This is a genomic window from Nonomuraea sp. NPDC003727 (assembly GCF_053586935.1).
Genome location: NZ_JBSFNE010000009.1, coordinates 1 through 15,152, shown reverse-complemented (window position 1 = coordinate 15,152; position 15,152 = coordinate 1). Strand labels below are relative to the sequence as shown.

The following is a 15,152-nucleotide window of genomic DNA, read 5'->3' as shown; positions in this document are numbered from 1 at the left end:
ATCGTTCAGAGTTAGGAGTGGCGCCATGAGATGGTTCCTCACCGCGGGTGTGCTCGCGGCCAACACCGCCTTCGTCGGTCTGGGAGTCGCGTTCGGCTATCCGGACGTCCTGGCCGAACCGCCGGCGGAGATCCTCGCCAGGTTCGCCGCCGACCAGGCGACGATCTCCGCCTGGTTCCTGCTGCTGGCGCTGGGGGCGGGCGCGCTCATCCCCGCGACGGTCCTGCTCGGCAGGAGGCTGCCGCCCAGCGCGGCCGCCACCCTGTCGGTGCACGCGGGCGTGCTGGCCGGGCTGGTCCAGGTACTCGGCCTGCTCCGCTGGCCGTTCGCCGTACCAGGGCTGGCCCATGCGGAGCAGCCACAGGTGGCGGAGACCGTTTTCTCCGCGCTCCACGGCTACCTCGGCACCGGGATCGGCGAGACTCTCGGCTACCTGTTCACGGCAGCGTGGACCGTCCTCCTGCTGGTCGCGCTGCCGGGGTCGCCGCGCTGGTTCGGTGTCCTGGGGATGGGCTCGGCCTTGGCCATCGCGGCGGGGGTGTTCGTGCCGCTCGGTCTTCCCGGCGCCGACCTGGCCAACTTCGCGGGCTATGTCGCCTGGAGCGGATGGGCGCTGTGCCTGGCCTTCCTTCCGGCGCGGACCACCGGCCTGAGCGCCGGTGTCCCCTCCCTGACCTGATCGGAACCTTCCCATGGAGGGGCCTGGGCCTCTCCAGGGCGGATCCTCCACGCCCCCTCGCTCCCGGCCCCGCGCCCGCCGATGTCCTCACAGCCTGTCCGACCGCGTGGGCGAACGCGTCCACCTCCGTGCCCGCCCACGCAGGCCCGGTACGGCCGGCACCGACGATCGCCCGACCGGTTCGCCAGACGACCGGCCGAGCACGCGCTGATCGATGAGACCTGAGGAGAGCGACCCGATCCGCGCGCTCGCTCAGACCGCGGGAGGCCTCGGCCCGCTCGTGGCCAGACGCATGCCCACGTAGGCCCCGATCCCGGTGATCATCGCGTGATGCGTCCTGACCCGCCTGAACTCGGCGAAGCCCAACTTCTCGTACAGGCGCAGGGCCGGGCGGTTGTTGTCGGCGACGGGGTCGAGCACGTACTCGTCGTACTGCGGCAGGGTGAGCAGGTGACGGATGACGGCCGTCGCCACGCCCTGGCCGCGGAAGTTCAGGCCGGTCGCGACGAACTCCAGCGAGGCCATCCCCTCCCTGGCGTACGGCAGGGCCTTCTCGAATTCCCGCTTGAACGAGATGTCGGCGATCGTCCCCTTCAACCAACCTAAATGCCTGCGCAGCTCCCGCCGGTCGTGCCGGACCGCCCGCTGCCGCCCGTCGGTGCACGCGACGATGCCCGCCGGCTCCCCGTCGACCAGCCCGACGTAGAACAGGTCGAGCACCAGCATGTGCGCCAGGGCGTCGGTGAGCTTCTCCGGATCCTTGGAGAAATACGACAGATCTGGACCGAAGCCGTCAACGAAGATCCTCGTGATCGCCTTGCGGTAACTCTCGCCCAGGTCCGCGGCCCGCTTGACCTCGATCATGGTTCAGCCTTCCTTCCGCCGGGTGATGAGCGCCTCGACGCCGTCGAGGAGCAGAGTGAGGCCGAAGACGAAGTCGGCGTCCTCGACCCACTCAGGCGCGGCGCCGAACGCGCCGGACTCCAGCGCCGCCGCCAGCCCCGGATACCCGTCGGCGTCGACCAGCTGGGAGAGCATCGCGGCGTAGCCGGCCGGGCCCTCGGGTCCCGCCTCGTCGACCGTCCCGCTCATGGCGACGGCGAGCGTGGCGGCGCTGACGGCGTAGGCCGACAGGGTGGTGGTGATGTTGACGGCCTCCGCCGCCGCCAGCCCGGCACCGGTCAGCACCGTCAGCGACCGGTCCAGCCAGCGCAGGGCGCGCGGGCCGACGGGCGGGGTGAGCGGCGCGACCTCCAGCAGCCACGGGTGGCTCGCCAGGAAGTCGCGGTGGGCGCGGGTCCACGCGGCCAGGTACGCGCGCCAGGAGAGGTCGCCCGGCTCGGGCGGATCCGGGGCCGCCGTGTCCACCATCGCGGCGAGCAGGTCGTCCTTGCTCTCGACGTAGCCGTACAGCGCCATCGTGGACACGCCCAGCCGGGCGGCCACGCTGCTCATCCGCACGCCGGCCAGGCCTTCCGCGTCCGCGATCACGATCGCGGCGTCGGCGATCCGGCCGAGCGTCAGACCGGGGCGGGGACCGCGGCGCGACGCCGGTTCCCGCCCCCACATCCGCGCGACCACCGTGGGCAACTCCCGCTCTGCTTCCATCACTCACCTCTCCAATACTGTACGACGTACATTGTATCGCGTACGGAGAAGTGTGGCCTTCCTAACAGCAGGTCCTGCACGCGCCTGCCCGCCACGAGACCCACGAGACCGCGGCGTTCCGCTCCACCAACGACCACATCGCTGTCGCGTGCGAGGCACTCCCCGCACCTACACGGTCTTCGCCTTGAGGCGAGTGGCCCCCTGGCGTCCGGCCGTGGAGCTTCCGCGAAACCCGCTTACGGACCAGGGCGACCACTGTCAGCTCTCCGGAGGCCGTGCAATCCTCAGCTGACCCGCGTCCTCAGCCACCTCGCCCCTGGTGCGTCGATCCCTAACGGCACCCCAAGTTCCGCGCCGTTGCCGACCTGCCGGCTCGCCTGGGCAAGGAGGAGGCGGTGTTCCTGGGAGTGCCGCTCGTCCGGGGTACTGGCCTTACCTCCTTCACCGTCGTCACCCTGCCTACCCTGGGGTTATGGGCCAGATCGACCACCGCGCCGAGGTCCGCGAGTTTCTCAGCTCACGCCGGGCGCGCATCACTCCGGAGCAGGCGGGGCTGCCCGCCTACGGCGGCAACCGTCGCGTCCAGGGGCTGCGGCGGGAGGAGGTCGCGATGCTCGCGGGCGTCTCCATCGACTACTACGTCCGCATGGAGCGCGGGAACCTCTCCGGCGCCTCCGACAGCGTGCTGGACGCTCTGGCCCGCGCCCTGCAGCTGGACGAGGCCGAGCGTGAGCATCTGTTCTCTCTCGCCCGGACCGCCGGCCCAGGCTCTCGCCGCCGCCGTACGCCCCCGGCCACGGTGCGGCCGGTGATCCAGCAGGTGCTGGATGCCATCACCGACGCCCCGGCCTGGGTGCGCAACGGCCGCCACGACATCGTCGCCACGAACCGCCTGGCCCGCGCCCTCTACGCCCCCGTCCTGGCCGACCCGCGCCGCCCGGCGAACACCGCCCGGTTCGTCTATCTCGATCCGGCCGCGCGGGAGTTCTTCGTCGACTGGGACCGGATCGCCAACGACGCCGCCGCCATGCTCCGGCTGGAGGTGGGCCGCAACCCGTACGACCGGGCGCTGATCGAGCTCGTCGGTGAGCTGTCGACGCGGAGCGAGGTCTTCCGGCAGCGCTGGGCCTCCCACGACGTGCGGTTCCACCGCAGCGGCCAGAAGCGGCTGCGCCACCCGGTGGTCGGGCAGCTCGACCTGAACTTCGAATCGATGGAGCTGCCGTCCGAGCCCGGCCTGACCCTCAACGTCTACACCGCCGCCCCGGGCAGCCCCGCCGCCGACGGCCTGAAGATGCTCGCCAGCTGGGCGGCCACCCAGGACCTCGCCGAGGCACAGCCGTCGGCCCCGGACCAGAGCTGACCACGCCACCGGCATTCTGACTCCACATCCCCCGAGCGCGCGATCCGCTGCGCGAATCCATCCCCGCACCGCGCAGTGGGCCCGTCACCCTTGGCTGGGGGGTTCTGCCATTACCTGTAACAGCAGGCCCTGCCGCATGTCATGGCGGGCCTGTTTGATGGAGCTGACCAGGGAAGCCCGAAGCCGCGCCGGCTTCACATCGGCCGGATCGGCCACGAGTTCCCCTGGCTGCCGGTCCGATCGGTGCCGACGCGTCCTGGTGCGCAGCCCGGTCTGAGGGTGGCGCCGCCCGTGCAGGCGGACGACACCCGCGACTTCCGCCGCCCGATCTCTGCGGCGGCACGGATTCACCTGTAACGGACCTGGCCTGGGACGGCCGGACGATCGGCCCCGGGCAGGCCCGACGACGAAGACAAGAGACGGAAACCCCGATGCGAGCTACCTTCCTGTACGGTGCCGGTGACGTGCGCGTGGAGACCGCGCCCGATCCGGCGATCCAGCAGCCCACCGACGCCCTCGTGCGCATCGTGCGCTCGTGCGTCTGCGGCAGCGACCTGCACCCGTACCACAACCTGCCGGCCTCCGAGCAGGGCACCCCGATGGGGCACGAGTTCCTCGGCGTGGTCGAGGATCTCGGCGCCGAAGTGTCCGGGCTCAGGCGTGGTGATCTGGTGGTGGCGCCGTTCGCCTACTCCGACAACACGTGCGCCTTCTGCCGCGAGGGCCTGCACACCTCCTGCCTCAACGGCGGCTTCTGGGCTTCCGGCGGCGTCGGTGGCGGCCAGGCCGAGGCGATCCGCGTCCCGCAGGCGCAGGGCACCCTGGTCAAGCTGCCCGTCGGCGAGGACAGCGAGCTGCTGCCGTCGCTGCTGACGCTGGCGGATGTGTACGGCACCGGCTACCACGCCGCCAAGCGGGCCCACGTCACCCCGCGCACCACGGTGGCGGTCATCGGGGACGGCGCGGTCGGGCTGATGGCGGTGCTGTCGGCCCGGCGGCTCGGCGCCGAGCGGATCATCCTGATGGGCCGCCACGGCGAGCGCACCAAGCTCGGCATCGACTTCGGCGCCACCGACGTCGTGCCCGAGCGCGGCGCCGAAGGCGTCGAGAAGGTGCGCGAGCTGACCGGCGGCCAGGGCGTCCACGCGGTGCTGGAGGCGGTCGGCTACATGAACGCCTACGAGACGGCATTCGGCATCGTCCGTCCCGGCGGTGTCATCAGCCGCGTCGGCGTGCCGCAGTACGAGGACGCGCCGATCGGGTTCGGCAGCCTGTTCGGCCCCAACATCACGCTGACCGGCGGCCCCGCCCCGGTGCGCGCCTACATCGAGGACCTGCTGCCCGACGTGCTGAGCGGCGCGGTCGAGCCGGGCCGGGTGTTCGACCGGACCATCGGCCTGGAGCAGGTGCCCGACGGCTACCGCGCGATGAACGACCGCACCGCGCTGAAGGTCCTCATCCAGCCCTGACCGAAGGAGCACGATGGCCGCCGCGAGTGCCGCCCTACGGCGCCGACATCATCGGCGGCGGCGTCGACCCCACGTCGCGAGCCGCGACGATCGAACTCGTCCCGAGAGGCGATCATGAAACACACCACGCTGAGAGACCTGGACGTCTCCCGCATCGGCCTGGGCACGATGGGCATGTCCTTCGGCTACACCGGCGCCGGCAGCGACGACGCCGAGTCGATCCGCACCATCCACCGCGCGCTGGAGCTGGGCGTCACCTTTCTCGACACCGCCGAGGTCTACGGCCCGTACGTCAACGAGGACCTCGTCGGCAAGGCCCTGAAAGGCCGTCGCGACCAGGTCGCCGTGGCGACCAAGTTCGGCATGATCTCGCACACCGGCCGCGGCCCCGGCCGCCTCGACAGCAGCCCGGCGAGCATCCGCACCGCCGTCGACGGCTCGCTCAAGCGCCTGGGCACGGACCACATCGACCTGTACTACCAGCACCGCGTCGACCCGGACACCCCGATCGAGGACACCGTCGGTGTCCTTGCCGAATTCGTCCGGCAAGGCAAGATCCGCCACATCGGCCTGTCGGAGGCCGGGCCGGAGACCATCCGCCGCGCCCATGCCGTCCACCCCGTCACCGCGGTGCAGTCGGAGTACTCGCTGTGGACCCGTGACGTCGAGGAGCGGGTGCTGCCGGTGGTGCGCGAGCTGGGCATCGGCTTCGTGCCCTACTCGCCGCTCGGGCACGGCTTCCTCACCGGCGCGATCCGCTCGCCCGAGGAGTTCGACGAGGGCGACTGGCGCAGGACCAGTCCGCGCTTCATGGGCGAGAACTTCCGGCGCAACCTCGCTCTCGCCGACGAGGTGCGGGCCGTCGCGGCCGCGGCCGGGGCCACCCCGGCGCAGGTCGCGCTGGCCTGGCTGCTGGCCAAGGGCGAGCACATCGCCCCGATCCCCGGCACCAAGCGGGTCTCGCGCGTGGAGGAGAACATCGCCGCCGACGGCATCGAGCTGACCGCCGAACAGCTCGCGAGGCTCGACAGCCTGCCCCCGGCCGCCGGCGCGGACCACAGCGAGGAGCAGATGCGGATGATCCAACGCTGACGACCGGCCACGCCGGTCAGCATGGTCTGCCTGGTCCACGGCACGGCGGCCGGGGGATTCGAGGGGATCCGAGAACGTCAGCGGTCTGCCACCACGGCCGCCGGGTGGTCGATCTGCGGGCGGGGAAGCAGACGGCGCGGGCCCGCCCCCGGTTCCAGGGGCGGGCCCGACGGCGCGGCGGTCGCTACTTCAGGTAGGGATTGCGGCGGACGATGTCCAGGCCGCCCCACCACGTGCCGAGGCCGAGGGTGTTGCCGGCGCCGGCCATGGCCAGGCCGATCAGCACGATGGTGTAGACGATGTGGTCGTCCATGAAGGGGTTGGTGGCCAGCGGCAGTTGCGCGGCCCACATCAGCATCAGCATCAGGCCGCCGGCGGCCGCCGCGACACGGGTGCCGATCCCCAGGACGAGCGCCAGGCCGATGCCGAGCAGGCCGGCCATGAAGAGCCAGTCGACCCAGGCCTGTCCGGCGAGGCCGGCGAAGAGCCCGCCGAGCGCGTTCTCGCCCGTGCCCTTCAGAAAGCCGGTGGTGGGGCTGCCGCCGTTGATCCAGGCCTTGGCGGCGGGGGTGGCGAACCCGAAGCCGAAGGTCTTGTCCAGGAACGCCCACAGGAACACCCAGCCGAGCGCGATGCGGGCGACGGCCCACACGTAGTCCACCGGGCGTTTCTTCGGCGTCGCGGGGGCGGGGGCGGTGATGCGCTGTGCGTGGATGGCGGTCATCGCTGCACTCCTTGTTTTGGGGTGCTTCCAGCACACCGCCTGCGCGCTCCGCGGGGCAGTGCCGGAAGGACTCGCTGCGGAAGGACCTTCGGCCCGTTCGGTCCGGGACTTCCGCCGCACCCCGCTCCTCTCCAGCCGGAACGCCAGGCCCCGGCAACGCGCAGGGCCGCCCCGGGTGGGGGCGGCCCAGACGTCAGCCGGGCCAGGCGGCCAGGCTCTCGCGGCGGCGCTGATGGACCGGCGCCGGCTGCTCCAGACGCGTCAGGAGGTGACGGCTCCGGTCAGGCGCCGGCGGAAGACCCAGTACGTCCAGGCCTGGTAGGCCAGCACGACAGGGGTGAAGACGGCCGCGACCCACGTCATCACCGTCAGGGTGTAGGGGCTGGAGGCGGCATTGGTCACGGTCAGGCTGTTGGCCGGGTCCAGCGCGGGCATCACGTCGGGGAACAGGTTGCCGAACAGCGTGACCACCAGGGCGACGATGGCGAGCGCGGTGCCGGTGAAGGCCCAGCCGTCCCGGCCGCGCAGGGTCGCGCCGACCGCGGTCACCAGGCCGCCCGCCGCGACCACCACGGCGATCCAGGTCAGCGGGTTGTCCACGGTGAGGACCAGGAACAGCCCCGCCAGGACGGCGGCCACCGGGCCGAGCAGCCGGGTCACCCGCGTGGCCCGCTGCCGCAGCTCGCCGGTCGTCCGCAGGGCCAGGAACGTGGCCCCGTGAAGGGCGAACAGCGCCGCCGTGGCGATACCGCCGAGCAGGGCGTAGGGGTTGAGCAGCGTGAGGAGGGTGCCGGTGTACTCGTGGTCGGCGTCCAGCGGCACGCCGCGCACGACGTTGGCCAGCGCCACGCCCCACAGCACGGCCGGGCCGAGGGAGCCCCAGAAGAACGCGCGGTCCCAGCCCTTGGTCGAGGTGGACTTGTTGCGGTACTCCAGCGCCACGCCGCGCACGATCAGCGCCAGCAGGATGAGGAACAGCGGCAGGTAGAAGCCGCTGAACAGGGTGGCGTACCACTCGGGGAAGGCGGCGAAGGTGGCGCCGCCGGCCACCAGCACCCACACCTCGTTGCCGTCCCACACCGGTCCGATGGTGGCGACCATGGTCCTGCGGTCGGCCGCGCTCCGTCCCAGCACCGGCATGAGCATGCCGACGCCGAAGTCGAAGCCTTCCAAGACGAAGTAGCCGGTCCACAGCACGGCGATGAGCAGGAACCAGACGGTGGTGAGTTCCATGGTGTTCCTCAGTAGCTCGGGGCGGGGACGGCGTCGGGGTCGGACTCGGGCGCGGGCTGCTCGTGCGGGCCGATCCTGATGAACTTGAGCAGCAGCCTGATCTCGATCACCGCGAGGATGGCGTAGGCCAGGGTGAAGCCGACCAGCGTGATGGCCACCTCGGCCACGTCCACGCCGGGCGAGACGGCGGCGGCGGTGCGCATGATCCCGAAGACCGTCCACGGCTGGCGGCCCACCTCGGTGAAGATCCACCCCATCGTGTTGGCCGCGAACGGCAGCGCGATCCCGGCGAGCGCGACCCGGTAGAACCAGCGCGACTCCGGCAGCCGTCCGCGCCGCGTCAGCCACAACCCGGCCAGCGCCAGCAGCGCCGACAGCGCGCCGAAGCCGATCATCAGCCGGAAGGTCCAGTACGCGATGCCCACCACCGGCCGGTAGTCGCCGGGGCCGTACTGCCGCTCGTAGCGGGCCTGGATGTCGTTGATGCCCTCGACCTCGCCGTCGAGGGTGTCGGTGGCCAGCAGGCTCAGGCCGTACGGGATCTGGATGTTGATGTGGTTGCGGCCGTTCTCCACGTCGCCCACGGCGAACAGCGAGAAGCCGGCGGCGCGCTCGTCCTCCCACAGCGCCTCGGCGGCCGCCATCTTCATCGGCTGCTGCTCGGTCATGATCTGCGCCTGCCAGTGGCCGGAGAAGGCCACCCCGATCGAGGAGATCATGGTGACGACCATGGCGAACCTGGCGGAGGTGCGGAACAGGTCGACGTCTCGCCCGCGCATCAGGAACCAGGCGCTCACGCCGAGGACGAAGGCGCCGGCGGTGACGAACGCGCCGAAGATGACGTGCGGGAAGGTGACCAGGGTGGTGGAGTTGGTCAGCACCGCCCAGATGTCGGTCAGCTCGGCGCGGCCGTTGTTGATGCGGTAGCCGACCGGGTGCTGCATCCAGGAGTTGGCCGCCAGGATGAAGTAGGCGGAGATGTTCGTGCCGATCGCGGCCACCCAGATGGTCGCCAGGTGCAGCCGTGGCGACAGCCGGTCCCACCCGAAGATCCACAGGCCGAGGAAGGTCGATTCCAGGAAGAAGGCCATGAGCCCTTCCATGGCCAGCGGCGCGCCGAACACGTCACCGACGAAGCGGGAGTAGTCACTCCAGTTCATCCCGAACTGGAACTCCTGCACGATGCCGGTGACCACCCCCATCGCGAAGTTGATCAGGAACAGCTTGCCCCAGAACTTCGTCAGCTTGAGGTACTTCTCCTTGCCGGTGCGGTGCCAGGCGGTCTGCAACCCGGCCACGAGGATCGACAGGCCGATGGTCAGGGGGACGAACAGGAAGTGGTAGACGGTGGTGATACCGAACTGCCATCGCGACAGATCAAGGACATCCATGCCTGACAGCGTCGAGGTCGCGCCTGGTGCGGGCGTAGGGCCGGCCGACCCTGCGCGCCGGGACCTTGGTCCTTTCCGCCTGATCAGGCGCCGTCTGGGCGGGGTGGCGGAGCGAGTGTGCCGGCCACCCTGTGCCGTGTCCCGGCCGCCACGGGCCGTCGCGGGTCAGACGGTCACCGGCAGCGCGGCCAGGCGCCAGGTGCCGGGGTCGGGCAAGCGCCCGCCGTGCTCGCCGGGGGCCGACGCCAGCCCGGGGAAGCGGCGCAGCAGCGCGCCGAGCGCGACCTCGGCCTCGACGCGCGCCAGCCCGGCCCCGAGGCAGAAGTGGGGGCCGTGAGCGTAGCCGAGGTGCCCGGGCGCCGCCGGGAGTGACGTCGAGCGTGTCGGGGTCGGCGAACACGCGCGGGTCCCGGTTGGCGGATGTTCTGAACATTCAGATGATGATGTCATTTGGATGGCGGCACTATCGTGGATCTCCCAGGACGGCAACCGCCGACGAGGAGGACGATGGGCCGGCTCAGCAGGGCAGAGACGCAGGAACGCAACCGCGCCAAGGTGCTGGCCGCGGCCAGGGAGGAGTTCGCCGAGCGCGGCTTCCGCGACGCCAAGGTCGACGGCATCGCCGAGCGGGCCGAGCTGACCCGCGGCGCGGTCTACTCCAACTTCCCCGGCAAGCGCGCGCTCTACTTCGCGGTCATGGCCGAGCTGGCCGAGCGGCCACCGGACCCGCCGTACCAGGAGCCCGGCCGTACGGCAGGCGAGGCGCTGCGCGCCTTCGCGCGCGCCTGGCTCGCCCGGCTGCCCCTGGCCACCGACGACCCGCGCGGCCAGGCCAGGCTCGGCATGGACGTGCTGCCGGAGGTGCTCGCCGACGAGCGGACCAGGACCGCGTTCGCGCAGCTGATGCGGCTCGACGCGATCCTGCTCGGGCTCGCGCTCGAACGGCTGAACCTGGGGGAGGGCCGGCGCCGGGTGCGCGCGGCCGAGGCCGTCCTGACCACCCTCCACGGCGCGAGCCAGCTGGCCGCCGCCGCGCCCGGCTTCGTGGAGCCCTTCAACGTCGTCACCGCCTGCGAGCGGCTGGCCGGCCTCGACCTCGACGACCGATGGCCGCCACCGCACCTGGCCTGGGCTCCCGAGGCGCGACCGGCCGACGAGCCGTGGGCGCCTCCGCCGGCGCTCGACGCCGTGACGGGCCGGCCCGTACCGCTGGCCGACGACGGCGTGGTGGCGGTGCTCGGCCTGCACCGGCTCGAGGCCGCTGAGGAGGCGGTGCGGGCGGCGCCGCCGGGAACGGGGGTCACCGCCGTGGTGGTCACCGGCGATCCGGCGGAGCTCCTGCCCCTGGCGAGGCTGGCCGTGGCCGAGGTGACCGGCTGCCTGCGCCAGGCGTTTCCCGCCGCGGCCCAGCCGCCGCTGGCCGTCGTCTGCGACGAGTCGGGCGCGCCGGCCGCGGCGGCCGGTGTGCAGGGGGCCGGCGCGCAGGGGGCCGGCGACGGGACCGAGGTGGCCGTCCGCGTGGAGGCGGGACGCGTGGTCGCGCGCGCGGAGGGCAGGGGCGCCTGCCATGCCGTCGCCGCCACGGCCCCGTCGCGGACCACACCGTCGTGACCAGTTTGCTAATGTGGTCATGAGTCACTGGTCATAAGGAGGATTCATGACCGCACCACCGGGCGCCGCCGAACGGCGGGCGCGCGCCGACCGCATCCTCGACGCCGCCAAGGACCTGCTCCTGCGCTGGGGATACCGCCGGGTGACGATCGACGAGATCGCCAAACGCGCAGGAGTCGGCAAGGGCACGGTCTACCTGCACTGGCGCTCCCGCGAGCAGGTGTTCCTGGCCGTCGGGGCGCGCGAGGCGGTGGCGATGATCAACGAAGTGGTGGCCGCGATGCGTGCCGACGCCGCCGAGGTCGCGCTGCACCGGTACATGCGCAGGTTCTTCGTGACGGCGATGGAGCGGCCGGTGCTGCGGGCCATCTTCACCAGGGACGCCGACACCATGGGCGCCTTCCTCGACAGCCCCGCCCGCGGGCCGCTGGAGGGTGCCAAGCTGCTGGCCTCGCGCGACTACCTCGGCGTGCTGGCCGAGCACGGGCTGCTGCGCGAGGGCGTGCGCCAGGAGGACCTGGACTACGCGCTGCCCACGATCGCCTACGGATTCTTCGCGATCGAGCCGCTGCTGCCGCCGCAGCTCACGCTCGGGCTGCAGGACAAGGCCGACCAGCTGGCCGTCACCCTGCACAGGACGTTCGGCCCGGAGCGGACGCCCACCGGAGCCGACTGCGCGCCGGCCGCGGACAAGGTGATCGGGATCTTCGAGCGGCTCGGCCGCGACTTCGAGCAAGCGGCGTACGGAGGCGACGCATGACCGTGCTGGGCCTGCACCACGTCGGCCACATCGTCAGGGACATGCGGCAGGCGGTCGAGCGGTACGGCACGCTCGGCTTCACCCTCCCGCCGGCGGCCTACCCCGTCCTGCCCCCTGCGCCCGGCGCGCCCGCCGAGCCGTTCGGCGTGGCCAACACCCACGCCTACTTCCCCGGCGACTTCGTCGAGCTGGTGACGCTGGCGGGCAGCGCGGCCACGGGCGCGATGCCGGACGACGCCCGGCCGATCCCGCTGCGCGTTCCCGACGACCGGCTGCCCGGGATCGTGGCGGCGATCCGCAACACCACCGCGAACCTCACCGCCTGCCTCGACCGGTTCGAGGGCGTGCACATCCTCATGTTCGACACCGACGACGTCGGGCGTGAGGCCGTGCGGCTGGAGGAGCAGGGCGTGGAGCACGGCGGCGTGCACGCCGTACAGCGCCCGGTCGAGACCGAGCACGGCACCAGGATGGAGCCGGTGCGCTTCCTGGAACTCGACGGAGCCACGCCGGGGCTGGTGGCCGAGGGCAGGGTGGGGCTGGCCGAGAACGGCGGCTCCGACCACGGACCGCACCCGAACGGCGCGGTGGGCCTGGTCGAGTGCGTGCTGTGCGTGGCCGACGCCGAGCTGCCGCAGGCCGAGGAACGGTACGCGCGTTACCTCGGGCTGCCCGCGCGCGGCGAGGGCGGGGCCAGGGTGTTCGGCCTGCGCGACGCCGACATCACGCTGGTGGGCGCGTCGGCTCTGGGAGAGCTGCTGCCGGGGGAGCGGCCTGCCGCCCTGCCGGGGTTCGCGGCGTACACGGTGGCCACCCGCGACCTCGGCGCGACCGAGCGGCTGCTGCACGGCAGGGGAGTGCCGCTCGGCAGGACGGCCAGGGGCGAGATCTTCGTCCCGGCCGCCGCCGCGCTCGGCGTCGCCGTCGTCTTCCGCCAGGCGAGCTGACCTTCCCCTCACCCGGGCCGGGCTTCGAGGAGGCTGAGCGCAGAAAAGATCGGCAGGGAGTTGATCTTCCGCCCGCTTCCGACGAACCCGGTCCGGAATGACGGACCCGGCCTATACGGTCCCGGCATGAACTCCACTTCCGCGAACATGTCGGGACCGTGGTTGGAACAGCTGACCGGCGCCTTTGAGATCCTGCTCGGCCGTCCGCTGGCGAGTTTCGACGCCGACGCCGTCTATGCGACGTTCTTCGGCGGCAACCTCATCAACGAGCTCGGCTTCGCGCGGGACGCCGTCTGGGTGAACCCGGCTGCCCTGCGCGGCGTCGAGCCGGTCGTCCGGGACTGCCCGATCTTCGACCTGGACGAGCCGCTGCTGGAGTTCGACGCGAGCCGGTCGGTCTTCGAGTTCGACAAGGCCGGGCTGCCGCCGGAGTTCGAGGCGGATCTCGCGGCGGCGTGCTTCGCGGGCCGGCTCGTCCTGGGCGGCGACCTGGCTCCCCTGCTGGCGCGGTACGACCTCGCCGCGTCCGATCTGCGCGACACCTGGACCGTCTGCTACCCGCGGCTGGTCTCGGACGGCACGCTCTTCGACGCGATGCGGGTCGCCACGGCGCTCGGCACGGGCCCCGAAAGCCTTCTCCCTCTCGAGGCGGAGGCGGCCGAGGAGTGGCAGGAGGCGCTGGCCGCCCTCACGCCGCCCGAGCTGTTCGCCCACCTGAGTTTCTTCTGCACCGACGGCGAGGAGGGGCTGATGTACCTGCGGACCGAGCGGCCGGGCGGCGACCTGCTCACCGACGAGGGCTGCACGCTGATCGCCAACTGGGAGGAGGGTCAGAGCCAGGTCGAGTTCGCGGTCGTCCAGGTCGGCGAGCTCCTGGCAGGGCCGCGCCCGTTCTGAAGCACGGTGCCGTACTCCCTCCGGCGGCGAGGCGGCGTGCGCTCCCGTCCACCAACTCAAGACGATCTACCGGTTCGGTCTAACGAGAGGCCCAGGAAAGCGGCAGTATGGGACAAAACTCCCCAAGGTAGGGATACGCCAATGATTGAGATCGACGTTCCGATCTGGGCCGCCCGCCTGCGCGTTCTGCGCGAGGGGCAGCTCTGGAACCGCCGGGAACTCAGCCGGCGGCTTGCCGACGTGGCGGACGAGGAATCACGCGATCGGCTGCCCGCGCCGGAGGCGCTCACCGAGGAACTCCGGCGCTGGGAGGCAGGAGAGCGACGGCCCGACGAGCGGTACGCGGAACTGCTCTGCCGCGCGTTCGACGTGGACGAGGCCACGCTGTTCGTCGGGGACGCGGCCGGCACCACGCTGTGGCACTACCTCACGGGCATCCCCCTGCTGCCGGGCATGTTCGCGGCGGAGGAGGAAGAGCGCGCCGGCCGGGCGATCGAGACGCCCGATCGGGCCGACGAGGAAACCGTCCGGTACTTCAAGGCGCTGGTGGGCGCCTACACCCGCGCCGACCGCCGCCCCGCCGCCCTGGGCAACGCCCTGCGGAGCGTCTTCACCGGCATCGAGGGGTTCCGCCGCGACGCCGGCTCATCGGCGAGACGCGCGTTCCTGCTGCTCGCCGCCGAGAACGCGGAGCTGATCAGCCGCATGGACCACGAGGCCGGCGATCCGGACGGGGCGCTGGTGTGGTCGGACGAGGCCATCAGCGACGCCCACGAGGCGGCCGACGTGCTGCTGGAGGCCTACACCCTCGCCCAGCGGGGCGGCCTCTCCGACACCACCGATCATCCCGACCAGCTGGTCGCCATCGCCGTCGCCGCCCGCGAACGCGCCGCGCTCCCTCCGCGGGTGGACGCGCTGGCGCGGCACCACGAGGCGCAGGGGCACGCGCTGGCCGGGGACCTGGACATGTGCCGGCGCCGGCTGGAGGAGTCGGCCGAGTCGCTGGCGGTGCCGGGCGACGACACGCCGTACGTGATCGACTGCTCCCAGGAGGCGCACAACACGTTGTGCGCCGGCTGCCTCGTCGATCTCGGCCAGGCCACCGGCGCGATCGAGATCCTGGAGAAGGAACCGCCGCGGACGGTGTCGACCTTCGCCACCGCCTTCGCCCTGGCTCGCATGGCCCACGCGTACGCCGAGGCCCACGAGCGGGAGCGGTCGGCCGAGCTGGCCGGTCGGGCCCGCGCCCTGGCCAGGCAGACCGGCGCCCAGCGGGCCATGCGCGAGCTCGCCAAGGTCCACATCCCGCCCCAGCGGGCCGGTCACCGGCGCATCCTGGTGTGAGCGGTGCCGGGGCGCCCGTCCTCCGGGCGCCCCG

At 72.1% G+C, this 15,152-nt stretch carries 15 protein-coding genes; 9 read left to right on the top strand and 6 right to left on the bottom strand.

Going from position 1 to position 15,152, the window contains the following annotated elements:
* The first annotated feature begins 25 nt into the window (after positions 1 to 25).
* Positions 26 to 679, top strand: coding sequence for a DUF4386 family protein (locus ACWDLG_RS22935; protein ID WP_449922853.1), 654 nt, complete (start codon positions 26 to 28; stop codon positions 677 to 679).
* Between the two features lie 252 nt (positions 680 to 931).
* On the opposite strand, the gene ACWDLG_RS22930 is transcribed toward ACWDLG_RS22935, so the two are convergent.
* Both ACWDLG_RS22930 and ACWDLG_RS22925 read right to left on the bottom strand, forming a co-directional pair.
* A complete protein-coding gene (locus tag ACWDLG_RS22930) occupies positions 932 to 1,543 on the bottom strand; it encodes a GNAT family N-acetyltransferase (protein WP_449922851.1) in 612 nt (203 codons plus the stop codon).
* A gap of 3 nt (positions 1,544 to 1,546) precedes the next feature.
* The gene (locus ACWDLG_RS22925; protein ID WP_449922848.1) at positions 1,547 to 2,287 is read right to left on the bottom strand and encodes a TetR/AcrR family transcriptional regulator C-terminal domain-containing protein; all 741 of its coding nucleotides are present in this window, start codon (positions 2,285 to 2,287) and stop codon (positions 1,547 to 1,549) included.
* A 481-nt stretch (positions 2,288 to 2,768) separates the two neighbouring features.
* Here ACWDLG_RS22925 and ACWDLG_RS22920 point away from each other — a divergent pair, with 481 nt between their 5' ends.
* From ACWDLG_RS22920 to ACWDLG_RS22910, 3 genes are all read left to right on the top strand, one after another.
* A complete protein-coding gene (locus ACWDLG_RS22920) occupies positions 2,769 to 3,650 on the top strand; it encodes a helix-turn-helix transcriptional regulator (protein WP_449923891.1) in 882 nt (293 codons plus the stop codon).
* 431 nt (positions 3,651 to 4,081) lie between these two features.
* Complete coding sequence (locus tag ACWDLG_RS22915; RefSeq protein WP_449922845.1) at positions 4,082 to 5,119, top strand: zinc-dependent alcohol dehydrogenase family protein; 1,038 nt, start codon at positions 4,082 to 4,084, stop codon at positions 5,117 to 5,119.
* A 114-nt stretch (positions 5,120 to 5,233) separates the two neighbouring features.
* Positions 5,234 to 6,211: an aldo/keto reductase gene (locus ACWDLG_RS22910; protein WP_449922843.1), complete on the top strand. Its 978-nt coding sequence runs from the start codon at positions 5,234 to 5,236 to the stop codon at positions 6,209 to 6,211.
* Between the two features lie 184 nt (positions 6,212 to 6,395).
* Here the strand turns inward: ACWDLG_RS22910 and ACWDLG_RS22905 are convergent, their stop codons facing one another.
* The 4 genes from ACWDLG_RS22905 to ACWDLG_RS22890 form a co-directional block, all read right to left on the bottom strand.
* On the bottom strand, positions 6,396 to 6,935 hold the full coding sequence (locus tag ACWDLG_RS22905; RefSeq protein WP_449922841.1) for a hypothetical protein: 540 nt from the start codon (positions 6,933 to 6,935) through the stop codon (positions 6,396 to 6,398).
* 261 nt (positions 6,936 to 7,196) lie between these two features.
* Positions 7,197 to 8,168 carry a cytochrome d ubiquinol oxidase subunit II gene (gene cydB / locus ACWDLG_RS22900; RefSeq protein WP_354908362.1) on the bottom strand — a complete coding sequence of 324 codons (972 nt, stop codon included), beginning with the start codon at positions 8,166 to 8,168 and terminating at the stop codon, positions 7,197 to 7,199.
* Positions 8,169 to 8,176: 8 nt separating this feature from the next.
* Positions 8,177 to 9,559, bottom strand: a complete 1,383-nt coding sequence (locus ACWDLG_RS22895; protein WP_449922839.1) for a cytochrome ubiquinol oxidase subunit I — start codon at positions 9,557 to 9,559, stop codon at positions 8,177 to 8,179.
* Positions 9,560 to 9,724: 165 nt separating this feature from the next.
* Positions 9,725 to 10,009 carry a cytochrome P450 gene (locus tag ACWDLG_RS22890; protein WP_449922837.1) on the bottom strand — a complete coding sequence of 95 codons (285 nt, stop codon included), beginning with the start codon at positions 10,007 to 10,009 and terminating at the stop codon, positions 9,725 to 9,727.
* Positions 10,010 to 10,066: 57 nt separating this feature from the next.
* Between ACWDLG_RS22890 and ACWDLG_RS22885 the strand changes: the two genes are divergently transcribed.
* The 5 genes from ACWDLG_RS22885 to ACWDLG_RS22865 all read left to right on the top strand — a co-directional run bounded on the left by ACWDLG_RS22885 (position 10,067) and on the right by ACWDLG_RS22865 (position 15,118).
* Positions 10,067 to 11,170, top strand: coding sequence for a TetR/AcrR family transcriptional regulator (locus tag ACWDLG_RS22885; protein ID WP_449922835.1), 1,104 nt, complete (start codon positions 10,067 to 10,069; stop codon positions 11,168 to 11,170).
* Positions 11,171 to 11,216: 46 nt separating this feature from the next.
* Positions 11,217 to 11,930 carry a TetR/AcrR family transcriptional regulator gene (locus ACWDLG_RS22880; protein ID WP_449922833.1) on the top strand — a complete coding sequence of 238 codons (714 nt, stop codon included), beginning with the start codon at positions 11,217 to 11,219 and terminating at the stop codon, positions 11,928 to 11,930.
* Positions 11,927 to 12,877 carry a VOC family protein gene (locus ACWDLG_RS22875; RefSeq protein ID WP_449922832.1) on the top strand — a complete coding sequence of 317 codons (951 nt, stop codon included), beginning with the start codon at positions 11,927 to 11,929 and terminating at the stop codon, positions 12,875 to 12,877. Before ACWDLG_RS22880 ends, ACWDLG_RS22875 begins: the two co-directional genes overlap by 4 nt.
* Before the next feature lie 126 nt (positions 12,878 to 13,003).
* Positions 13,004 to 13,774, top strand: coding sequence for a hypothetical protein (locus tag ACWDLG_RS22870; RefSeq protein ID WP_449922830.1), 771 nt, complete (start codon positions 13,004 to 13,006; stop codon positions 13,772 to 13,774).
* Positions 13,775 to 13,915: 141 nt separating this feature from the next.
* The gene (locus ACWDLG_RS22865; protein ID WP_449922828.1) at positions 13,916 to 15,118 is read left to right on the top strand and encodes a hypothetical protein; all 1,203 of its coding nucleotides are present in this window, start codon (positions 13,916 to 13,918) and stop codon (positions 15,116 to 15,118) included.
* Positions 15,119 to 15,152 lie beyond the last annotated feature (34 nt).